The organism is Halorientalis litorea (genome assembly GCF_023028225.1).
Taxonomy (GTDB): Archaea; Halobacteriota; Halobacteria; order Halobacteriales; family Haloarculaceae; genus Halorientalis; species Halorientalis litorea.
Genome location: NZ_CP095482.1, coordinates 2,337,366 through 2,352,398 on the forward strand (window position 1 = coordinate 2,337,366; position 15,033 = coordinate 2,352,398).

Sequence of the window (15,033 nt, forward strand, 5' to 3'; positions counted from 1 at the left end):
ACGCGCCGCTCTGGAGCGGGACGCTTTAGAGGGCAGAGGCCGCGGTAGCGGGTATGACAGAGTTCTCGCACCGCATCGAGCAAGTCTCCATCTCGGGCATCCGCGAGGTGTTCGAGGCCGCCGGTGAGGACGCCATCAACCTCGGTCTCGGGCAACCGGACTTCCCGACGCCCGACCACGCGCGGCAGGCCGCCATCGACGCCATCGAGGCCGGAAAGGCCGACGGCTACACCTCGAACAAGGGCACGCTCGAACTCCGTGAGGCACTCTCGGCGAAGTACGACCGCGATTACGGGCTGGCCCTCGACCCCGAGCAGTTCATCGCCACCGCCGGCGGGAGCGAAGCCCTCCACGTCGCGCTGGAAGCTCACGTCGACCCGGGCGAACAGGTCATCTATCCCGACCCCGGGTTCGTCTCCTACAACGCGCTCACCCACCTCGCCGACGGCGAGCCTAAGCCGGTACCGCTGCGCGAGGACCTGACGATGGACCCGGCCACCGTCGAGGAGGCTATCACCGACGAGACGGCCGTGTTCGTCGTCAACAGCCCCGCCAATCCGACGGGGGCGGTGCAGTCGCCCGAGGACATGCGCGAGTTCGCTCGCATCGCCGACGAACACGACGTACTCTGTCTCTCCGACGAGGTGTACGAACACATCGTCTTCGAGGGCGAACACCGCTCGCCGCTGGAGTTCGCCGAAACGGACAACGTGGTCGTCGTCGGTGCCTGCTCGAAGACGTACTCGATGACGGGCTGGCGGCTCGGCTGGGTGACCGGCAGCGAGCGACGCGTCGAGCGGATGCTTCGCGCCCACCAGTACGGGCAAGCCTGCGCGACGGCGGCCTCCCAGTACGCCGCCGAAGCCGCACTCTCCGGGCCGCAGGACCCCGTGGCGGAGATGGTCACTGCCTTCGAGGAGCGGCGGGACGTGTTGCTGGACGGCCTCGAAGACATGGGACTGGACTGTCCGACGCCGAAGGGCGCGTTCTACGCGATGCCGTCGGTCCCCGAGGGCTGGGTCGACGAAGTCATCGACCACGGTGTCGTCGTCGTCCCGGGCGACGCCTTCGGCGGGGGCGGGGCAGGGTCCGCTCGCATCTCCTACGCTGTCGGCACCGAGACGCTGAAGGAGGCACTGGAACTCATGGGCGACGCCACGGCCGCCGTCCGCTGAGGCGGGTCACTCCCGGTGACTGGAGAGCCGTTGTGCGGTCTACATTTATCTTCGTCCGACCCGTGGTAGTGTCTATGGCACTCTCCCGCCACGGAACGGGCGTCGGTGCGGCGGTTCGCGCCTTCAGGTCGCAGGTTCACCCGGTGTTCATGCTCCCGCCGGTGGCCGCGTCGTGGTTCGGCGCGGTGTTGTCGGGCCGACTCTCGATCCCGCTCGGCGCGCTCCACGCGACGGCCGTCTTCGCGGCACTGTACACCGCCCACGTCAAGGACGGCTACGTCGACTTCCACGTCCGTGGCGAGGACGACGACCACCCGTTGACGGCTGCTGGCTGTCGGTCCGCCCTCGCCGGCGCGACGCTCGTGTTCGGTGCGTGCTTCGTCGCCATCGCCGTTCTTGTCGGCCCAGTTGCCGCCCTGCTGACCGCCCCGGGGTGGGTCATCGGCTACCTCCACGCGCCACAACTCGACATGAATCCCGTCACCGCGACGGCGGGCTATCCGGCCGGCATCGCCCTCGCCCTCGTCGGCGGGTACTACGTACAGGTACAGGCACTCTCCGCGACAGTCGTCGCGTTCGCCGCCGTCTTCCTCGTCGTCCTCTCGGGCATCAAGGTGATAGACGACGCCAAGGACTACGACTACGACCGCACCATCGGCAAGCGCACCGTCGCCGTCGTCCTCGGCCGGTCACGCGCCCGGACGACGGCGTACCTCCTGATGGCCGTCGGAATGGGGGGCGTCCTCGCGCTGGCGGTGGCGTCCGTGTTCCCGCCCGGCACCGCCCTCGCGCCCGTCGTCTTCGGCGGCGTGGCCCTGCTGACCGTCCGTGCCGGCCCCGAGCGGTCGACGATGCTCCTCATCAGGGGGTCGTACCTGTTCCTCGCAGTGCTGGTCGCGTCGGTGTGGTTCCGGCCGCTATGACGCGGTACTGACGATTCTGATGACGTCGCCCTCTTCGAGTTCGTGGTCGTCGCTCACGTCCCGCTTGGAGCGGGCGTCGACGGCGTGGAGGTAGCCGTCGCCGATGTCCGAGTGGACGGCGTAGGCGAGGTCCGTCGGCGTCGCTCCCTCCGGGAGCAGGTGCGCGTCGGGGAGGACGTTACCGGTGCCGTCGGTCCACTTCGACTCGTTCTGGACCGGGTAGACGGTAATCTGGTCGAGCAAGTCGTAGACAGCCGTGTCCAGAGCCGTCTGGACGCCGGTGCCACCCCACTGTGCCATCACGTCGCGGATGCGTTCGAGACCCTCCCGTTGGCCGTCACTCACGTCGCCGACCACCTCGAAATCCGCGTCGCCGGGGTCGTAGTCCACGACGCCCGCCTCGGCCCCGTTGCGGAGGGCCAACTCGCCGTCGGCGGTGGCGGGGACGACGTACTCGGCGGCCTCGCGCAGGCGTTCGACGTTACCCTCCGGCGCGATGTCCGCCTTGTTCGCGACGACGACGATGGGCTTGGTGCGCTCGCGGATGTCCCGGGCCAGTGCCTCGCGGTGCTCGTCGGTCCACGCGATGGGGTCCTCGGGGTACTCCAGCGCTCGGAGCGACCGGGCCACGTCCAAGTCAGTCGCGCCGACGCCTGTCAGCAACTCGGCGAGTGCCTCGTCGATGTCGAAGTCGGGCGACCGGGACTGGCGTTCGACCGTCTCCCAGTTGCGGTCGACGATGCTCGCCAGCCAGAGGTTCATCTCCTCCTCGACGAAATCCACGTCCTCGACCGGGTCGTGTTCACCCACCTCGACGGGTTCGCCCTCCTCGTTGGTCGCGCCGGCGGCGTCCACGACGTTGAGAATCACGTCGGCGTTCGAGAGTTCGTCGAGGAACTGGTTGCCCAACCCCCGCCCCTCGTGGGCACCGGGGACCAGTCCGGCCACGTCGAGCAGTTCCACGGGGACGTAGCGTTTCCCGTCACGGCAGTTCTCGTTGCCACAGTGCTCGTCGCGCTCCAGACATGGGCACTCCGTGCGGACGTGGCTGACGCCACGGTTCGGGTCGATGGTGGTAAACGGGTAGTTCCCCACGTCAACTTCGGCCCGTGTCGCGGCCGTGTAAAACGTCGACTTCCCGGCGTTTGGTTTGCCGGCGAGCGCGACCGAAAGCATGCCCGGTCGTACCCGGGAGGAGAGGAAGGGGCTTTCGGTCTCGCCGACCGCGTCAGGCCTGCGAACCGGGTTCGACCGGTCCCTCGTGGCCGTTCTCGCGGTAGTCGTCCTCCGATGCAGTCACACGCTCCTCGCGGTCCGGTTCGGACTCGTCGTCGGGCACAGTGTCGGCCGTCTCGTCGTCAGCGTCGTCAGCGTCGTCTGCCGTCGTCTCGTCGTCAACGTCGTCTGCCGTCATCTCGTCGTCAGCGTCGTCCTCGTCGGTATTGGCGTCCGTCGACGACGCTTCGTCTTCGTCCTCGGCATCGCTCTCGTCGGTTTCGCCGTCCGTCTCCGGTACTGCGTCGGCGTCTCTGTCGTCGGCCAAGTCGTCGTCACGGACCAGCATCGTCTCGCCGCGCGCCCGAATCGACCCCTCGACGACGGCGTCCTCGTGGAGGCGCACGTCGTGGCCGGACACGTCGCCACGGATGCGGGCACCGGCCGCGACGTGAACGGTCCCGTCGCGGGTGGTGACGTTCCCGGTAATCTCCGTCCCGCTGTCGATGTGTACGTCTTCCCGGGCACGGAGGCTGCCGAAAATCTCGTTGTCCGTGCCCACGGAGAGGGACGTGGCGCGGATGTTCCCGTGTAGTCGGCAGTCGTCGCCGACCGTCGCGGGCGTCGAGACACGCCACGCGTCGTCGCTGACGCGGCTACTGCGCGGGATGAGAACCGGGTCGTTGCCGTGGTCGTCACCGTCTGTGAGGTCTGCCATCACGTCCTCGGCGGCCTCCTCCTCGCCGATGCGCAACAGGTGTGAGAGGTAGACGAACAGGAATACCACCGTCGGCATCGGGTTGCGGATGACTATCCAGCCGTTGGCCTCGAAGCCGTCTTCGATGTCGACGTCGTCGCCGATGTCGAGGTCGCCCGAGACCATCAACTGCCCGTCGATGTGGACGCGTTCGCCGAGGTAGGCGTTCTCCCCGACGAGGACGTTTCCGGCCACGTCACTCCACATGTCGAGGCGGCAGTCGCCTTCGGCCTCGATGTCGCCGCCGAAGCGTACGCGCTCGCCGCCGATGACCGAGTGACCGCGGACGCCGAACTCGACGGTGCTCTGCCCGCCGACGACCACGTCCCCGTCGGTCACGAGGTCGTGTTCCTCGACGGTCGTCCCGTCCGGAATCTGCAGTTCGTCGAGCGGGTCCGAGCGCAGCGGCACGCCCGAACGTCCGACGCCACCGATATTAAATCCACAGGCGGCGTCTGACGCCCGTCAGACGTTCCGTCCAGCGGTTACGGCGTCAGCGGGCGTCTCCCGCACCCACAGACTTACCCCCAGTGGCCCGGACAGCCTCGGACATGGAGCGCTCGGTCCGGGACGTGGCCGCGAGCGCGGTGTTCGTCGCCGTCGCGGGCACGGTGGTGTGGCCGCCCGTGGAGGCGTACCTCGTGTGGTCCCGACTCCCGGCCCTCGCCGGACTGGGCGACGCCGTCGTCCTGCCCGTCGTGTTGGTCGCCGTCGCGCTCGGGGCTGCCTTCGGTCGCGTGACCGGAATCGGGCCGCGGCCGTTCGCCGCCGGGACGGTCGTCGCCTACGTCGCCGGGATGGTCGCCCTCGAACTCCTCCTGTCGCCGGCGAGTCCCGTCCACCTCCTCTTGTACGGGGTACTCGCCGTCGGGTTCGGTGCCGGTGTCGCCGGCGTAGCCGTGCTCGGGCACCCGGGACGGCCCGCGCCGGACCGGTGACGCAACTGTCGCGCTTATCGCGTCGCTTTTTGTGCCCGGCCGACTACCGCACGGTATGACCGTTCTATCTTTCGACGAGCAAGGCGTCGATGTTGTCTATCAGGGCACGGATTTCAGGCTGGAGAAGGAACTCGTCGAGGAGGCAATCGGAAAGTCCTATCCCGACGTGACGGACCACGAGGTGTTGCAAATCGTCGAGGAAGAGCCGACGCTGTCGGGGGAGCCACGCCGCATCGCCGAGATACTCGCCTGAGCCGAGTCGGTACAACTAAATTTCACGGGTCGAATGAATCGAGCATGATGGACATACGCGAGAAGTTCGACCACCCGTCGTGGTTCTCCGTCGGCGGTGCCGCGTTCGGCTACCTAGCAATGCTCATCCTGATGTTCGTCCTGCTGTTCGTCGTCCCCTTCGCGTTCTTCTACTTCACGTAGTCAGTGTTCGACGAACTCGACGAGGATGCCGCCGGTGTCCTTCGGGTGGAGAAACGCCACCTCGTGCCCCCACGCGCCGGGCCGTGGCTCCTCGTCGATACGCTCGACACCCATCCCGTCGGCCCGCCGTAGTGCCGCCTCGATGTCGTCCGTCGCGAGCGCGACGTGGTGGATGCCCGGCCCGTTCTCGTCGAGGAACCGCGTGACAGCGGCGTCGTCGTCGAGCGGTTCGAGCAACTCGAAGTAGCCGTCGCCGGTGTCGAGAAAGACGACGGCCATACCCTCGAACGTCTCGCGGTGGGCGACCGGTACGTCGAGCAGTTCGCTGTACGTCTCCGCCAGTGTGTCCGCGTCGTCGGTGACGATACCAGCGTGGTCGAAGTGCATACGCACACGTCCGGCACGGAGGGTACATAGCGGTGTGGGGTCGAACCACGGCCAACTATGATGTGTGGTAACTTACACCAAGAATAAGTGTCTCAACCGCGAATGGGCGTGGTATGGAGTCGCTGGAGCCAGTGGACCTGACCGACGAGAGACAGCGCGTCTACGAGTACGTCGAGCGTCACGGCGGCGTCGAACCGGCCCGGGTTCGGGACGCACTCGGGTTCGAACCGCGGCGGTTCGGGCACCACCTCTCGATGCTCAAACGGGACGGCTATCTCGCGGAGCGCGACGGGAAACTCGAAATCGCGCTCGAAGTCGGCGACGAGAGGGAGGTGGACTGTGACGGAATCGCGGTGACCATCCGGCCCGCCCGGCAGGACGACATTGCGGGCATCGTCGGCACGGTCCGGCAGGTGGCACGCGAGGGGACGTACATCGAGGCGGAGAACGTCGCCCAGCAACTCGACTACGAGGAGTCGCTGTTGCGGCACAACGAGTTCGAGTCCCGGGTGTTCTTCGTCGCCACCGTCGAGGACGAGGTAGTTGGCTGGGTCCACCTCGACGTGCCCGAAATCGACAAACTCGAACACACCGCCGAACTGACGGTCGGCATCGTCGAGGAGTACCGGGGTCACGGCATCGGGAGCAGACTCCTCGAACGCGGGTTGGAGTGGGCCGCCGACGCGGGCCTCTCGAAGGTGTACAACAGTTTCCCGGCGACCAACGAGGCCGCAATCGAGTTCTTCGAGGACCACGGCGGCGACATCGAGGCCGTGCGGAGCGACCACTACCGCATCGACGGCGACCCGGTGGACGAGGTGATGATGGGTATCGAGGTGTAGTCACACCCCCGCCGGGTCGAAGATGTCCTCGATGTGGCAGTCGAAAAACGCCGCGAGCTCGAAGGCCAACTCCAGCGACGGGTCGTACCGCTCCCGCTCGATGGAGTTTATCGTCTGGCGGGTCACGCCGACTTCGGCACCGAGGTCAGCCTGACTCAATCCCGCCCGCTCGCGTCGCTCGCGTAGGTCGTTTTTCATGTGCGGTAGCGGTAGTAGAGGTACGCGACACCCCACGACAAGTACAGTCCGGCGAACGCGTATATCCCACCCCAGACGACGGGGGGTATCGTGTAGTAGCCGATGGCGTCGAGCAGGTACAGGCCGATGATAGCGGGCAGGCCGACGTAGGCGAACAGCATGACGATGAAGCCGCTGGTTCGCTCGTGCAACTGCTGTTCACGCTCGTCGACTAACTCGACCGAACTCACGAACTGCAGGTACAGCAGGGCCGCGACGCCGCCGAGACCGGTGACCGCGTACACGACGAGTCCGGCGAAGGTCCGGTCCAGCCACATTCCGGCGAAGAAGCTCAGGAACCCGACCGCGAAGACGGCCGTGATGATGCGATTGTAGTGCTGTCCTCTCTGTACTGGATGGCGTTGCGTCATGGGTTTCAGGGCGGTGTAAAGCGTCCGTTCCGTAAAGCTCGCTTTACAGTAAAACGTACTTTACACTCGTACTTAATTCTGTCGCCGCCGCTCGTCACACCGACAGCCGCCGAAAACGAGCGAGCGCGCCGCTCAGATGCCGCCGCCCTGATACTCGCCGAACACGTCCCGCATCGCGTCACAGATTTCGCCCGTCGTCGCGTACACTTTCACCGCGTCGATGAGGTACGGCATGATGTTCTCGTCGCTCCGGGCGGCCTCCCGGACGGCGTCGAGTTTCGCTTCGACGGCCTCCTCGTCGCGCGACTCGCGGAGTTGCGCGACGGACTCGCGCTGTGTCTGTTCGAGTTCCTCGTCCACCTCCTCTATGTCGTCGTCGCCCTCCTCCTCGACCTGATACTCGTTGACGCCGACGATGATACGCTCGCCCGCCTCCTGTTCGCGCTGGCGTTCGAAGGCCACGTCCTGAATCTCGCGCTGGACGTACTGGTTCTCGATGGCCGAGAGCATCCCGCCCCGGTCGTCGATGGTGTCGAGGATGTCGAAGGCTTCGGCCTCGATGTCGTCGGTCAGGGACTCGACGTAGTAACTGCCGCCCAGCGGGTCGATGGTGTCGGCCGCACCCGACTCGTGGGCGAGAATCTGCTGGGTGCGCAGGGCCGTCCGGACGCTCTCCTCGGTGGGCAGACCGATGGCCTCGTCTTTCCCGTTCGTGTGGAGGCTCTGGGTGCCGCCCAGCACCGCCGCCAACGCCTGATAGGCCACGCGGACCACGTTGTTCTCTATCTGCTGGGCGGTCAGCGTCGACCCGGCAGTCTGGGTGTGGAACTTGAGCTGTTTCGACTTGGGGTTCTCGGCGTCGAACCGCTCTTCCATTATCTTGTACCACATCCGCCGGGCGGCCCGGAACTTGGCCACCTCTTCGAGGACGTTGTTGTAGGACGCGAAGAAGAAGGACAGTTGGGGCGCGAACTCGTCCACGTCGAGTCCTGCGTCGATGGCCGCCTGCACGTACTCGATGCCGTTGCCGAGGGTGAACGCGATTTCCTGTGCCGCAGTGGACCCGGCCTCCCGGATGTGATAGCCCGAGATGGAGATGGTGTTGAAACTCGGCGTCTCGGCGGCACAGAACTCGAAGATGTCCGTGATGATACGCATCGACGGCTCCGGCGGGTAGATGTAGGTGTTCCGCGCGATGTACTCTTTGAGCACGTCGTTCTGGATGGTGCCGCGCAACTCCTCGCGGTCGACGCCCTGCCGGTCGCCCACGGCGATGTACATCGCCAACAGGACCGACGCGGGCGCGTTGATGGTCATGCTGGTCGATACCTCGTCCAGCGGGATACCGTCGAAGACAGTCTCCATGTCGTCCAGCGAATCGATGGCGACGCCGGTCTTCCCGACTTCGCCGGTGGCCATGGGGTTGTCCGAGTCGTAGCCCATCTGTGTCGGCAGGTCGAACGCCATCGAGAGGCCGGTCTGTCCCTCGTCGAGCAGGTAGTTGAACCGCTCGTTGGTCTCCCGTGCGGTGCCCATCCCCGCGTACTGGCGCATCGTCCACAACCGACCGCGGTACCCGGTCGAGTAGACGCCGCGGGTGTAGGGGGCCTCGCCGGGGAAGCCGAGGTCCTCGTCGTAGTCGATGTCGCCGATGTCGTCGGGCGTGTAGAGTCGCTTTACGCTGTGGCCCTCGGTGTCGGTCGTGAACTCCGCTTTACGCTCGCCGAACCGCTCTACGGTCGGGCCGACCGTCTCCTCGTCCCACTCGGCTTTAGCCGAGCGGATTTCCCGGAGGTCCGCCTCGTCGAACATACGATACTCTCACGCGTGGCCGGGCATAAGCATTGGCTGATACGGTCGCCGGGACTCGCGTCTCAGCGTCCGGTGTCGTACTTGTACGTCGCCTCCTCCGGGTCGATACCGAAGTCCTCCGGGCCTTCCTCGGGTTCGTCGCTCCCCTCGTCGGCGGCGGCGTGCTTGAACGCGTCGCGGAACCGCGCGGGCACCTCGAAGTCCACGACCGGCAGGGCCATCGGGACCGCCTCGGGTGCCGACTTCTCGCGCTTGTCGGCGAGGCGAGCCTGTAACTTCTCCGGGAGGGCACTCTCCTCGACGCGCTCGAAGCCGAACTGCGCGAGGTAGTCGGGTGCGTCACTCAACGAGTACACCGTCTCGAACCCCTCGTCGCCGGCCTTCTGGACGAGACGTTCGACGACGTGCGCGCCGACACCCTGCCCGCGCCAGCCGCCGAGCACACCGATGGACGTGAGTTCGCAGTGTTCGCCGTCGTCGGTCTTGTGAACCCGGATGCGACCGAACCCAGCCTTCTCGTTGGTCTCCTCGTCGATTGCGATGACGTAGTCGCGCGACCGGAAGGCCGTCTCGTCCAGGCCCATCTCCTCGATGTGGTCCAGCAACCAGACCTCCTCACGGTTTTTCGCGTCCCGGACGTACATACGGGACTATAGCCCCCCCGTGTGGATAAGGGTTTACTGCGTGCCCGTCCCCTCGACCGTAAGGTACTTTGACGACATCGTTTTAGGCTGACCTAAAATGCTTGGTGACACACTCTCCAACATCCGGGACCGCATCGACACGCTCGCCGTGCCCGACGGCGAGTACTGCGTCGTCTGTGGGCGGACGGGGGCACGGCCGGTGCCAGTCTGCGGGAAGCGGTTCCGCGACCGCAAGACGGCGCGGGCGGCGGCCGAGACGGCGACGGCGTACCGGGACGCACTCCGGCAGTGGGACCCGCAGGCACCGTGTTACGACTTCATCGTCTGTGAGGTTCCCGCGACAGTCGACGGCACTCCGGAGACGACGCGGCCGTCGCCCGGGCCGACCGACGCACTGTCGGATGCCTCGCTCACCGGGTTCTGCCACAACGTCGCCGCCGCGGTGTTCCAGACGCTCTCTGCCGAGGGATACGACGGCGTCGAGTCGGCCGTGATGGACGTCTACTGTGAGTCCGCCACGTCGGTCACGGACCCGGACGACCTGTGTCTCCACCTGCTCAGGACGCTGGCGAACGAACTCGACGAGCGGTTGCCGCCGATGGCACAGGATACCGTCCTCGAACGGGCGGCCGCGGCGTTCCCCGCCCCGGCGTCGACGGACGAACCGCTGACCGCGACGTTCGGCCGCCTCGAACGGGTCGGCCTCCTCGGCGACCACAGCCTCACGCCGCACCGTGAGGCGGTACTCGGCCGCCAGTCGTGGACGGTCACGCTGACGGCGTACCCGCTCGCGACGGCGGGCGACTGCTTCCCGACGCTACCGCTCGTCGTCGACCTCCGCAGGCGACTCCCGGAGACGGTCATTTCGCTGTCCTCGGCCGCACCGGCAGGCTCCGACCGGTGGGAGTTCGACCTCGCCGTCACCGAGACGGGGACGCCGAGCGGACTGACACGCGTCCCCGTCATCCCGTAGCCATCGCCGGGTTCGGGTCGCCCGTGGGACACAACTACTTTGTCACCCGTCCACGAGGGACAGGATATGGCATCGGAGTCCCTCGAAGACATCGACCAGGTGGTGCACGAACCGGACCGCGAGTTCGTCGAGTCGACGAACGTCTGGGAGTTCATGCAGACCCACGACATCGACGACTACGAGGACCTCATCCGGCGGACGACGACAGACATCGACGGCATCGACGCCTCGGGCGTCGACTGGTTCTGGGACGAACTGGTCGACTACCTCGGCATCGACTTCTACGAGGAGTACGACACCGTCCGGGACGACACCGACGGCCCGCAGTTCAGCGACTGGTACCCCGGCGGGTCCATCAACGTCGCCCACAACGTCGTCGACAGACACGCCGCTCCCGACAGCGAGACGCGCAACAAGGTCGCCTGCATCTGGGAGGGCGAGGACGGCGACGTGCGGGAACTCACCTTCCACGAACTCAAGCGACAGTCCAATCAGGTGGCGAACGCCCTCGAAACGCGCGGCATCGAGACGGGCGACACCGTGGGCCTGTACATGCCGATGGTCCCCGAAGTCATCTCCATCCTGTACGGCTGTTTCAAAGTCGGTGCCATCGCGGTGCCCATCTTCTCCGGGTTCGGCGTCGACGCCACCGCGACACGCATCGAGGACCCGGAATGTTCGGTCCTGTTCACCGGCGACGGCTTCCTCCGACGGGGCGACCCGGTGACGCTGAAGGAGACGGCCGACGCGGCCATCGAACAGGCCGACACCGACGTGGAGTCCGTGGTGGTCTTCGACCGACTGGGCGCGAGCGACCCGGACGCGGACCTCTCGATTCCCATGACGGAGGGCCGCGACGAGTGGTGGACCGACGCCGTCGCCACGGAGGCAGACGAGTACGACACGAAGGAACTGCCCAGCGACCAGGAGTCGATGCTGCTGTACTCCTCGGGGACGACGGGTAAGCCCAAGGGCATCGTCCACACCCACGCCGGCGTCCAGATGCAGTGTGCCAAGGAACTGTACTTCGGGTTCGACCTCAAGCCCAGCGACCGCTTCTTCTGGGTCAGCGACATCGGCTGGATGATGGGGCCGTGGACGCTCATCGGCAACCACACCTTCGGCGGGACGATGTTCATGTACGAGGGCGCGCCCGACCACCCCGAACCCGACCGGTTCTGGGAGATGATAGACCGCCACTCGCTCACGCAGTTCGGCATCTCCCCGACTGCCATCCGCGCGCTCCGGAAGAAGGGTGACGAGTGGGTCGAGGGCCACGACCTCTCCTCGCTCCGGTTGCTCGGGTCGACGGGCGAACCGTGGGACCCCGAGTCGTGGCAGTGGTTCTACGAGAACGTCGGCGGCGGCGACACGCCCATCATCAACATCTCCGGCGGCACCGAAATCTGTGGCTGTTTCCTCATGCCGATGCCCATCAACTCCCTCAAGCCCTGCACGCTCGGCGGGCCGGGACTCGGAATGGACATCGACATCGTGGATTCAGCGGGCGAGTCCATCGCCGATACCCACGAACGCGGGTTCCTCGTCGCGCGTGACTCCTGTCCGTCCATGACCAAATCCCTGTGGAGCGGCGACGAGCGGTATCTGGAGGAGTACTGGAGTTCCTTCGACGACATGTGGGACCACGGCGACTGGGCACAGAAGGACGAGGACGGGTTCTGGTTCCTCCACGGCCGGGCCGACGACGCCCTGAACGTCGCGGGCCGGAAGGTCGGTCCCGCGGAAGTCGAGGGCGCGGCGATGGACCACGAGGGCGTCAATCAGGCCGCCGCGGTGGGCGTCCCGGACGACACCACTGGGACGGCCGTCGTCCTCTACGTCATCACCGAAGACGGGTGGACGGAGGACGACGACTTGCGTGAGGAAGTCCGCGCGATGGTCGGCGAGGAACTGGGCAAGCCGTTCCGCCCCCGTGAGGTGCTGTTCGTCGACGAGTTCCCGAAGACCCAGTCGGGCAAGATAATCCGGCGGGCCGTCGAGGCCACCTACACCGGCGAGGACCTCGGCGACATGTCCAGCATCGAGAACCCCGGCGCGCTCGACGCTATCGATAACGCGCGGTAGTCACGGTGCCGCGTCGTCGGGACTGACGACCGTTGTTTCGGGTGCGTCGCCGTCAGCGACCGCAACCGTCCCGGTCTGGTCGGTGCCGGGTAACAGGAGCTCCGCGCCGACCGACAGTGGCGCGAGTACCCCCGCGACGACGGTTCCGGGATGAGCGAGCGGAGCTCTGACCGCGACGGCGTCTCCGTCGTCTATCCCCGTCGAATCGACGACGCGTGCTGCTGCCCCCAGTAGGTCGGCGTGACTGTACGCCGCCTCTGCAGTCGTCAGCACCGTCGCCTCGGGCGAGGGCTGGTCAGGCGGCATCGTCGGGTTCTCGCTCCAGATGTCCCGCTCGAAGTGAATCACGTCTGGACTCTCCGGTTCGCCGCCGATGGCGACGCGTTTCAGGCCGCCGTCCGGTGGCAGGGGCTCGACTGCCGCGACTGGGCCGACGGCCACCCGTGCGTCCGTCGCCGGCGGGAAGCCGAACCGCGCGCTCGACCCGATCAGGGCCGCACCGAAGAACGCCAGCAGCGTCTGTGGCCGCGCCTCGTCCGCGAGTGCGACGGGCCGCCCGTCCCCGACGCCGTGGTAGCGAAAGAGGTTCGCCGCCTTCCACGCGTCCGTACAGAACTTGTGTGCGGTGTAGGGCTGTGACGCCGCCGAGTACACGAGTGGCTCCTTGGCCCGCCGCTCGCGCGCTACGAGGTCACCGAGAACGTCCATACTGGATGTAGCCGCCCCGGGCGTTTAAGCCGTCTGGAGCGCGCTCAGAAGGTGTTCTTCAACCGCTCGAAGAAGCCCTGCTCGACTTCGACTTCCTCGCCGCCCGCCTCGGCGAACGCTTCGAGGGCTTCGCGTTGCTCGTCGTTGAGGCTCTCGGGGGTGACCACCTGCACGCGGACGTAGAGGTCGCCGTTGCCGCGGCGGCGCAAGCGTGGCATCCCCTTGCCGTCGAGGCGGAACACCTCGCCGCTCTGGGTTCCCGCGGGCACGTCGAGTTCTACGTCGCCGGACAGGGTCGGGACGGTGACGGTGTCGCCGAAGACGGCCTGCGGGAACGAGATGGCGTGTCGGTAGTAGAGGTCCTCGCCCTCGCGGTCGAAGTCGGGATGGTCCGCGACGGAGACCTCGATGAGCAGGTCCCCGCGCGGGCCGCCGTTCTCGCCGGGCGCGCCCTCTCGCTCCATCCGGAGCGTCTGTCCGTCCTGTATGCCCGCCGGCACCTCGACGGAGAGACTCACCTCATCGCGGACCTGCCCCTCGCCGCGACAGGTCGAACACCGCTCGTCGTACAGCGTCCCTTCGCCGTTGCACCGGCGACAGGTCGTGGTCTGCTGGACGCGCCCCATCGCCGTCTGCTGGACTTGGGTGACCTGCCCGCGGCCCTCACACTCGGGACAGGTCTCGGCGTCGGACCCCGGCGGGTGCCCGGTTCCCTCGCAGTCGCCGCACGTCTCGGGTCGGGTGATGGTTACCTGCTTTTCCATACCTTCGTGGGCATCTGACAGGGATATCTCCATCGTCGTCCTGAGGTCTGCACCCTGCCGTGGGCCGTCTTGACGGCCGCCGCCACCGCCGAAGAACTGCTCGAAGATGTCGCTCATGTCGCCGAACGGGCCGCCGCCACCGCCGCCGCCGAACGGGTTGCCGCCGCCGGCACCGCGGCCACCCGCGCCAGCACCGCCGTCGAACCCACCCTGTTTCTGTGCCTGCTTGAACCGCTCGTGGCCGAGGCGGTCGTACGCCTGGCGTTTCTCCTCGTCGCTCAGCACCTCCTTTGCGGTCTGTACCTTCTTGAATTTCTCCTCGGCGTTCGGGTCGTCGCTCACGTCGGGGTGGTACTCCTGTGCCTTCTCCCGATAGGCCCGCTGTATCTCGTCCTCGCTGGCGTCCCGGGAGACGCCCAGCACCTCGTAGAAGTCCTCGCTCATTCGTTGCCCAACCCTACTGTGTTGAGACACTTGAAAAGAACGGGTCGGCGGTTCCGGGGCACTTACGGCCGTGGCACACGCCCGTGGTGACATGAAACTCCGTCAGGACCGAACCGCGCTCGTCTCCGTCGAGCGACTGGTGGTCTGGGTGGTCGCCCTCCTCCTCGCCGGCGGCGTGGCGTGGGTCACCATCTGACCGGCCCTCGTCGTGACGACGCGCATATGTGGGTCCGACCCGTAAGCTGGTCCGATGCAACCGACCGACACGTTGGAGGGGAACCGATGAGCAACGGTGGCTGGCTGTTCCTGCTGGTCGGGACTGC

Annotated in this window: 17 protein-coding genes; 8 read left to right on the top strand and 9 right to left on the bottom strand. The window is 66.7% G+C overall.

The window, feature by feature from the left end; genetic code table 11:
- Positions 1-53: 53 nt before the first annotated feature.
- On the top strand, positions 54-1,175 hold the full coding sequence (locus tag MUG95_RS12535; RefSeq protein ID WP_247008251.1) for a pyridoxal phosphate-dependent aminotransferase: 1,122 nt from the start codon (positions 54-56) through the stop codon (positions 1,173-1,175).
- Between the two features lie 74 nt (positions 1,176-1,249).
- Positions 1,250-2,098, top strand: coding sequence for a UbiA family prenyltransferase (locus MUG95_RS12540; protein WP_247008253.1), 849 nt, complete (start codon positions 1,250-1,252; stop codon positions 2,096-2,098).
- Here MUG95_RS12540 and MUG95_RS12545 read toward each other — a convergent pair.
- A complete protein-coding gene (locus tag MUG95_RS12545; protein WP_247008255.1) occupies positions 2,093-3,274 on the bottom strand; it encodes a redox-regulated ATPase YchF in 1,182 nt (393 codons plus the stop codon). The two genes, MUG95_RS12540 and MUG95_RS12545, sit on opposite strands and share 6 nt — an antisense overlap.
- Before the next feature lie 52 nt (positions 3,275-3,326).
- Positions 3,327-4,481, bottom strand: a complete 1,155-nt coding sequence (locus MUG95_RS12550; protein ID WP_247008257.1) for a polymer-forming cytoskeletal protein — start codon at positions 4,479-4,481, stop codon at positions 3,327-3,329.
- Between the two features lie 140 nt (positions 4,482-4,621).
- On the opposite strand from MUG95_RS12550, the gene MUG95_RS12555 reads away from it, so the two are divergent.
- The 3 genes from MUG95_RS12555 to MUG95_RS12565 are packed head-to-tail and all read left to right on the top strand — an operon-like array spanning position 4,622 to position 5,443.
- Positions 4,622-5,008: a hypothetical protein gene (locus MUG95_RS12555; protein ID WP_247008258.1), complete on the top strand. Its 387-nt coding sequence runs from the start codon at positions 4,622-4,624 to the stop codon at positions 5,006-5,008.
- Between the two features lie 55 nt (positions 5,009-5,063).
- Positions 5,064-5,261, top strand: coding sequence for a DUF5800 family protein (locus MUG95_RS12560; RefSeq protein WP_247008260.1), 198 nt, complete (start codon positions 5,064-5,066; stop codon positions 5,259-5,261).
- Positions 5,262-5,305: 44 nt separating this feature from the next.
- Positions 5,306-5,443, top strand: coding sequence for a hypothetical protein (locus tag MUG95_RS12565; RefSeq protein ID WP_247008262.1), 138 nt, complete (start codon positions 5,306-5,308; stop codon positions 5,441-5,443).
- Here MUG95_RS12565 and mce read toward each other — a convergent pair whose 3' ends face one another.
- Positions 5,444-5,830 carry a methylmalonyl-CoA epimerase gene (gene mce, locus MUG95_RS12570; RefSeq protein ID WP_247008263.1) on the bottom strand — a complete coding sequence of 129 codons (387 nt, stop codon included), beginning with the start codon at positions 5,828-5,830 and terminating at the stop codon, positions 5,444-5,446.
- A 113-nt stretch (positions 5,831-5,943) separates the two neighbouring features.
- Between mce and MUG95_RS12575 the strand changes: the two genes are divergently transcribed.
- Positions 5,944-6,672, top strand: a complete 729-nt coding sequence (locus tag MUG95_RS12575) for a GNAT family N-acetyltransferase (RefSeq protein WP_247008265.1) — start codon at positions 5,944-5,946, stop codon at positions 6,670-6,672.
- Here the strand turns inward: MUG95_RS12575 and MUG95_RS12580 are convergent, their stop codons facing one another.
- From MUG95_RS12580 to MUG95_RS12595, 4 genes are all read right to left on the bottom strand, one after another.
- Positions 6,673-6,870, bottom strand: a complete 198-nt coding sequence (locus MUG95_RS12580; RefSeq protein WP_247008267.1) for a helix-turn-helix transcriptional regulator — start codon at positions 6,868-6,870, stop codon at positions 6,673-6,675.
- Positions 6,867-7,280, bottom strand: coding sequence for a hypothetical protein (locus MUG95_RS12585; protein ID WP_247008269.1), 414 nt, complete (start codon positions 7,278-7,280; stop codon positions 6,867-6,869). The genes MUG95_RS12580 and MUG95_RS12585 overlap by 4 nt, the downstream gene beginning before the upstream one ends.
- 132 nt (positions 7,281-7,412) lie before the next feature.
- Positions 7,413-9,092 (bottom strand): acyl-CoA mutase large subunit family protein, encoded by a 1,680-nt coding sequence (locus MUG95_RS12590; protein WP_247008271.1) that lies wholly within the window; start codon positions 9,090-9,092, stop codon positions 7,413-7,415.
- Positions 9,093-9,154: 62 nt separating this feature from the next.
- Entirely contained in the window at positions 9,155-9,736 is a 582-nt protein-coding gene (locus MUG95_RS12595; protein WP_247008273.1) for a GNAT family N-acetyltransferase, read from the bottom strand.
- A gap of 97 nt (positions 9,737-9,833) precedes the next feature.
- On the opposite strand from MUG95_RS12595, the gene MUG95_RS12600 reads away from it, so the two are divergent.
- Both MUG95_RS12600 and MUG95_RS12605 read left to right on the top strand, forming a co-directional pair.
- Positions 9,834-10,709 (top strand): DUF7551 domain-containing protein, encoded by an 876-nt coding sequence (locus tag MUG95_RS12600; RefSeq protein WP_247008275.1) that lies wholly within the window; start codon positions 9,834-9,836, stop codon positions 10,707-10,709.
- Between the two features lie 66 nt (positions 10,710-10,775).
- Positions 10,776-12,794: an AMP-binding protein gene (locus MUG95_RS12605; protein WP_247008277.1), complete on the top strand. Its 2,019-nt coding sequence runs from the start codon at positions 10,776-10,778 to the stop codon at positions 12,792-12,794.
- On the opposite strand, the gene MUG95_RS12610 is transcribed toward MUG95_RS12605, so the two are convergent.
- Positions 12,795-13,502 carry a class I adenylate-forming enzyme family protein gene (locus MUG95_RS12610; RefSeq protein WP_247008279.1) on the bottom strand — a complete coding sequence of 236 codons (708 nt, stop codon included), beginning with the start codon at positions 13,500-13,502 and terminating at the stop codon, positions 12,795-12,797.
- 44 nt (positions 13,503-13,546) lie between these two features.
- Positions 13,547-14,710, bottom strand: a complete 1,164-nt coding sequence (dnaJ, locus tag MUG95_RS12615) for a molecular chaperone DnaJ (protein WP_247008281.1) — start codon at positions 14,708-14,710, stop codon at positions 13,547-13,549.
- Positions 14,711-15,033: the final 323 nt, after the last annotated feature.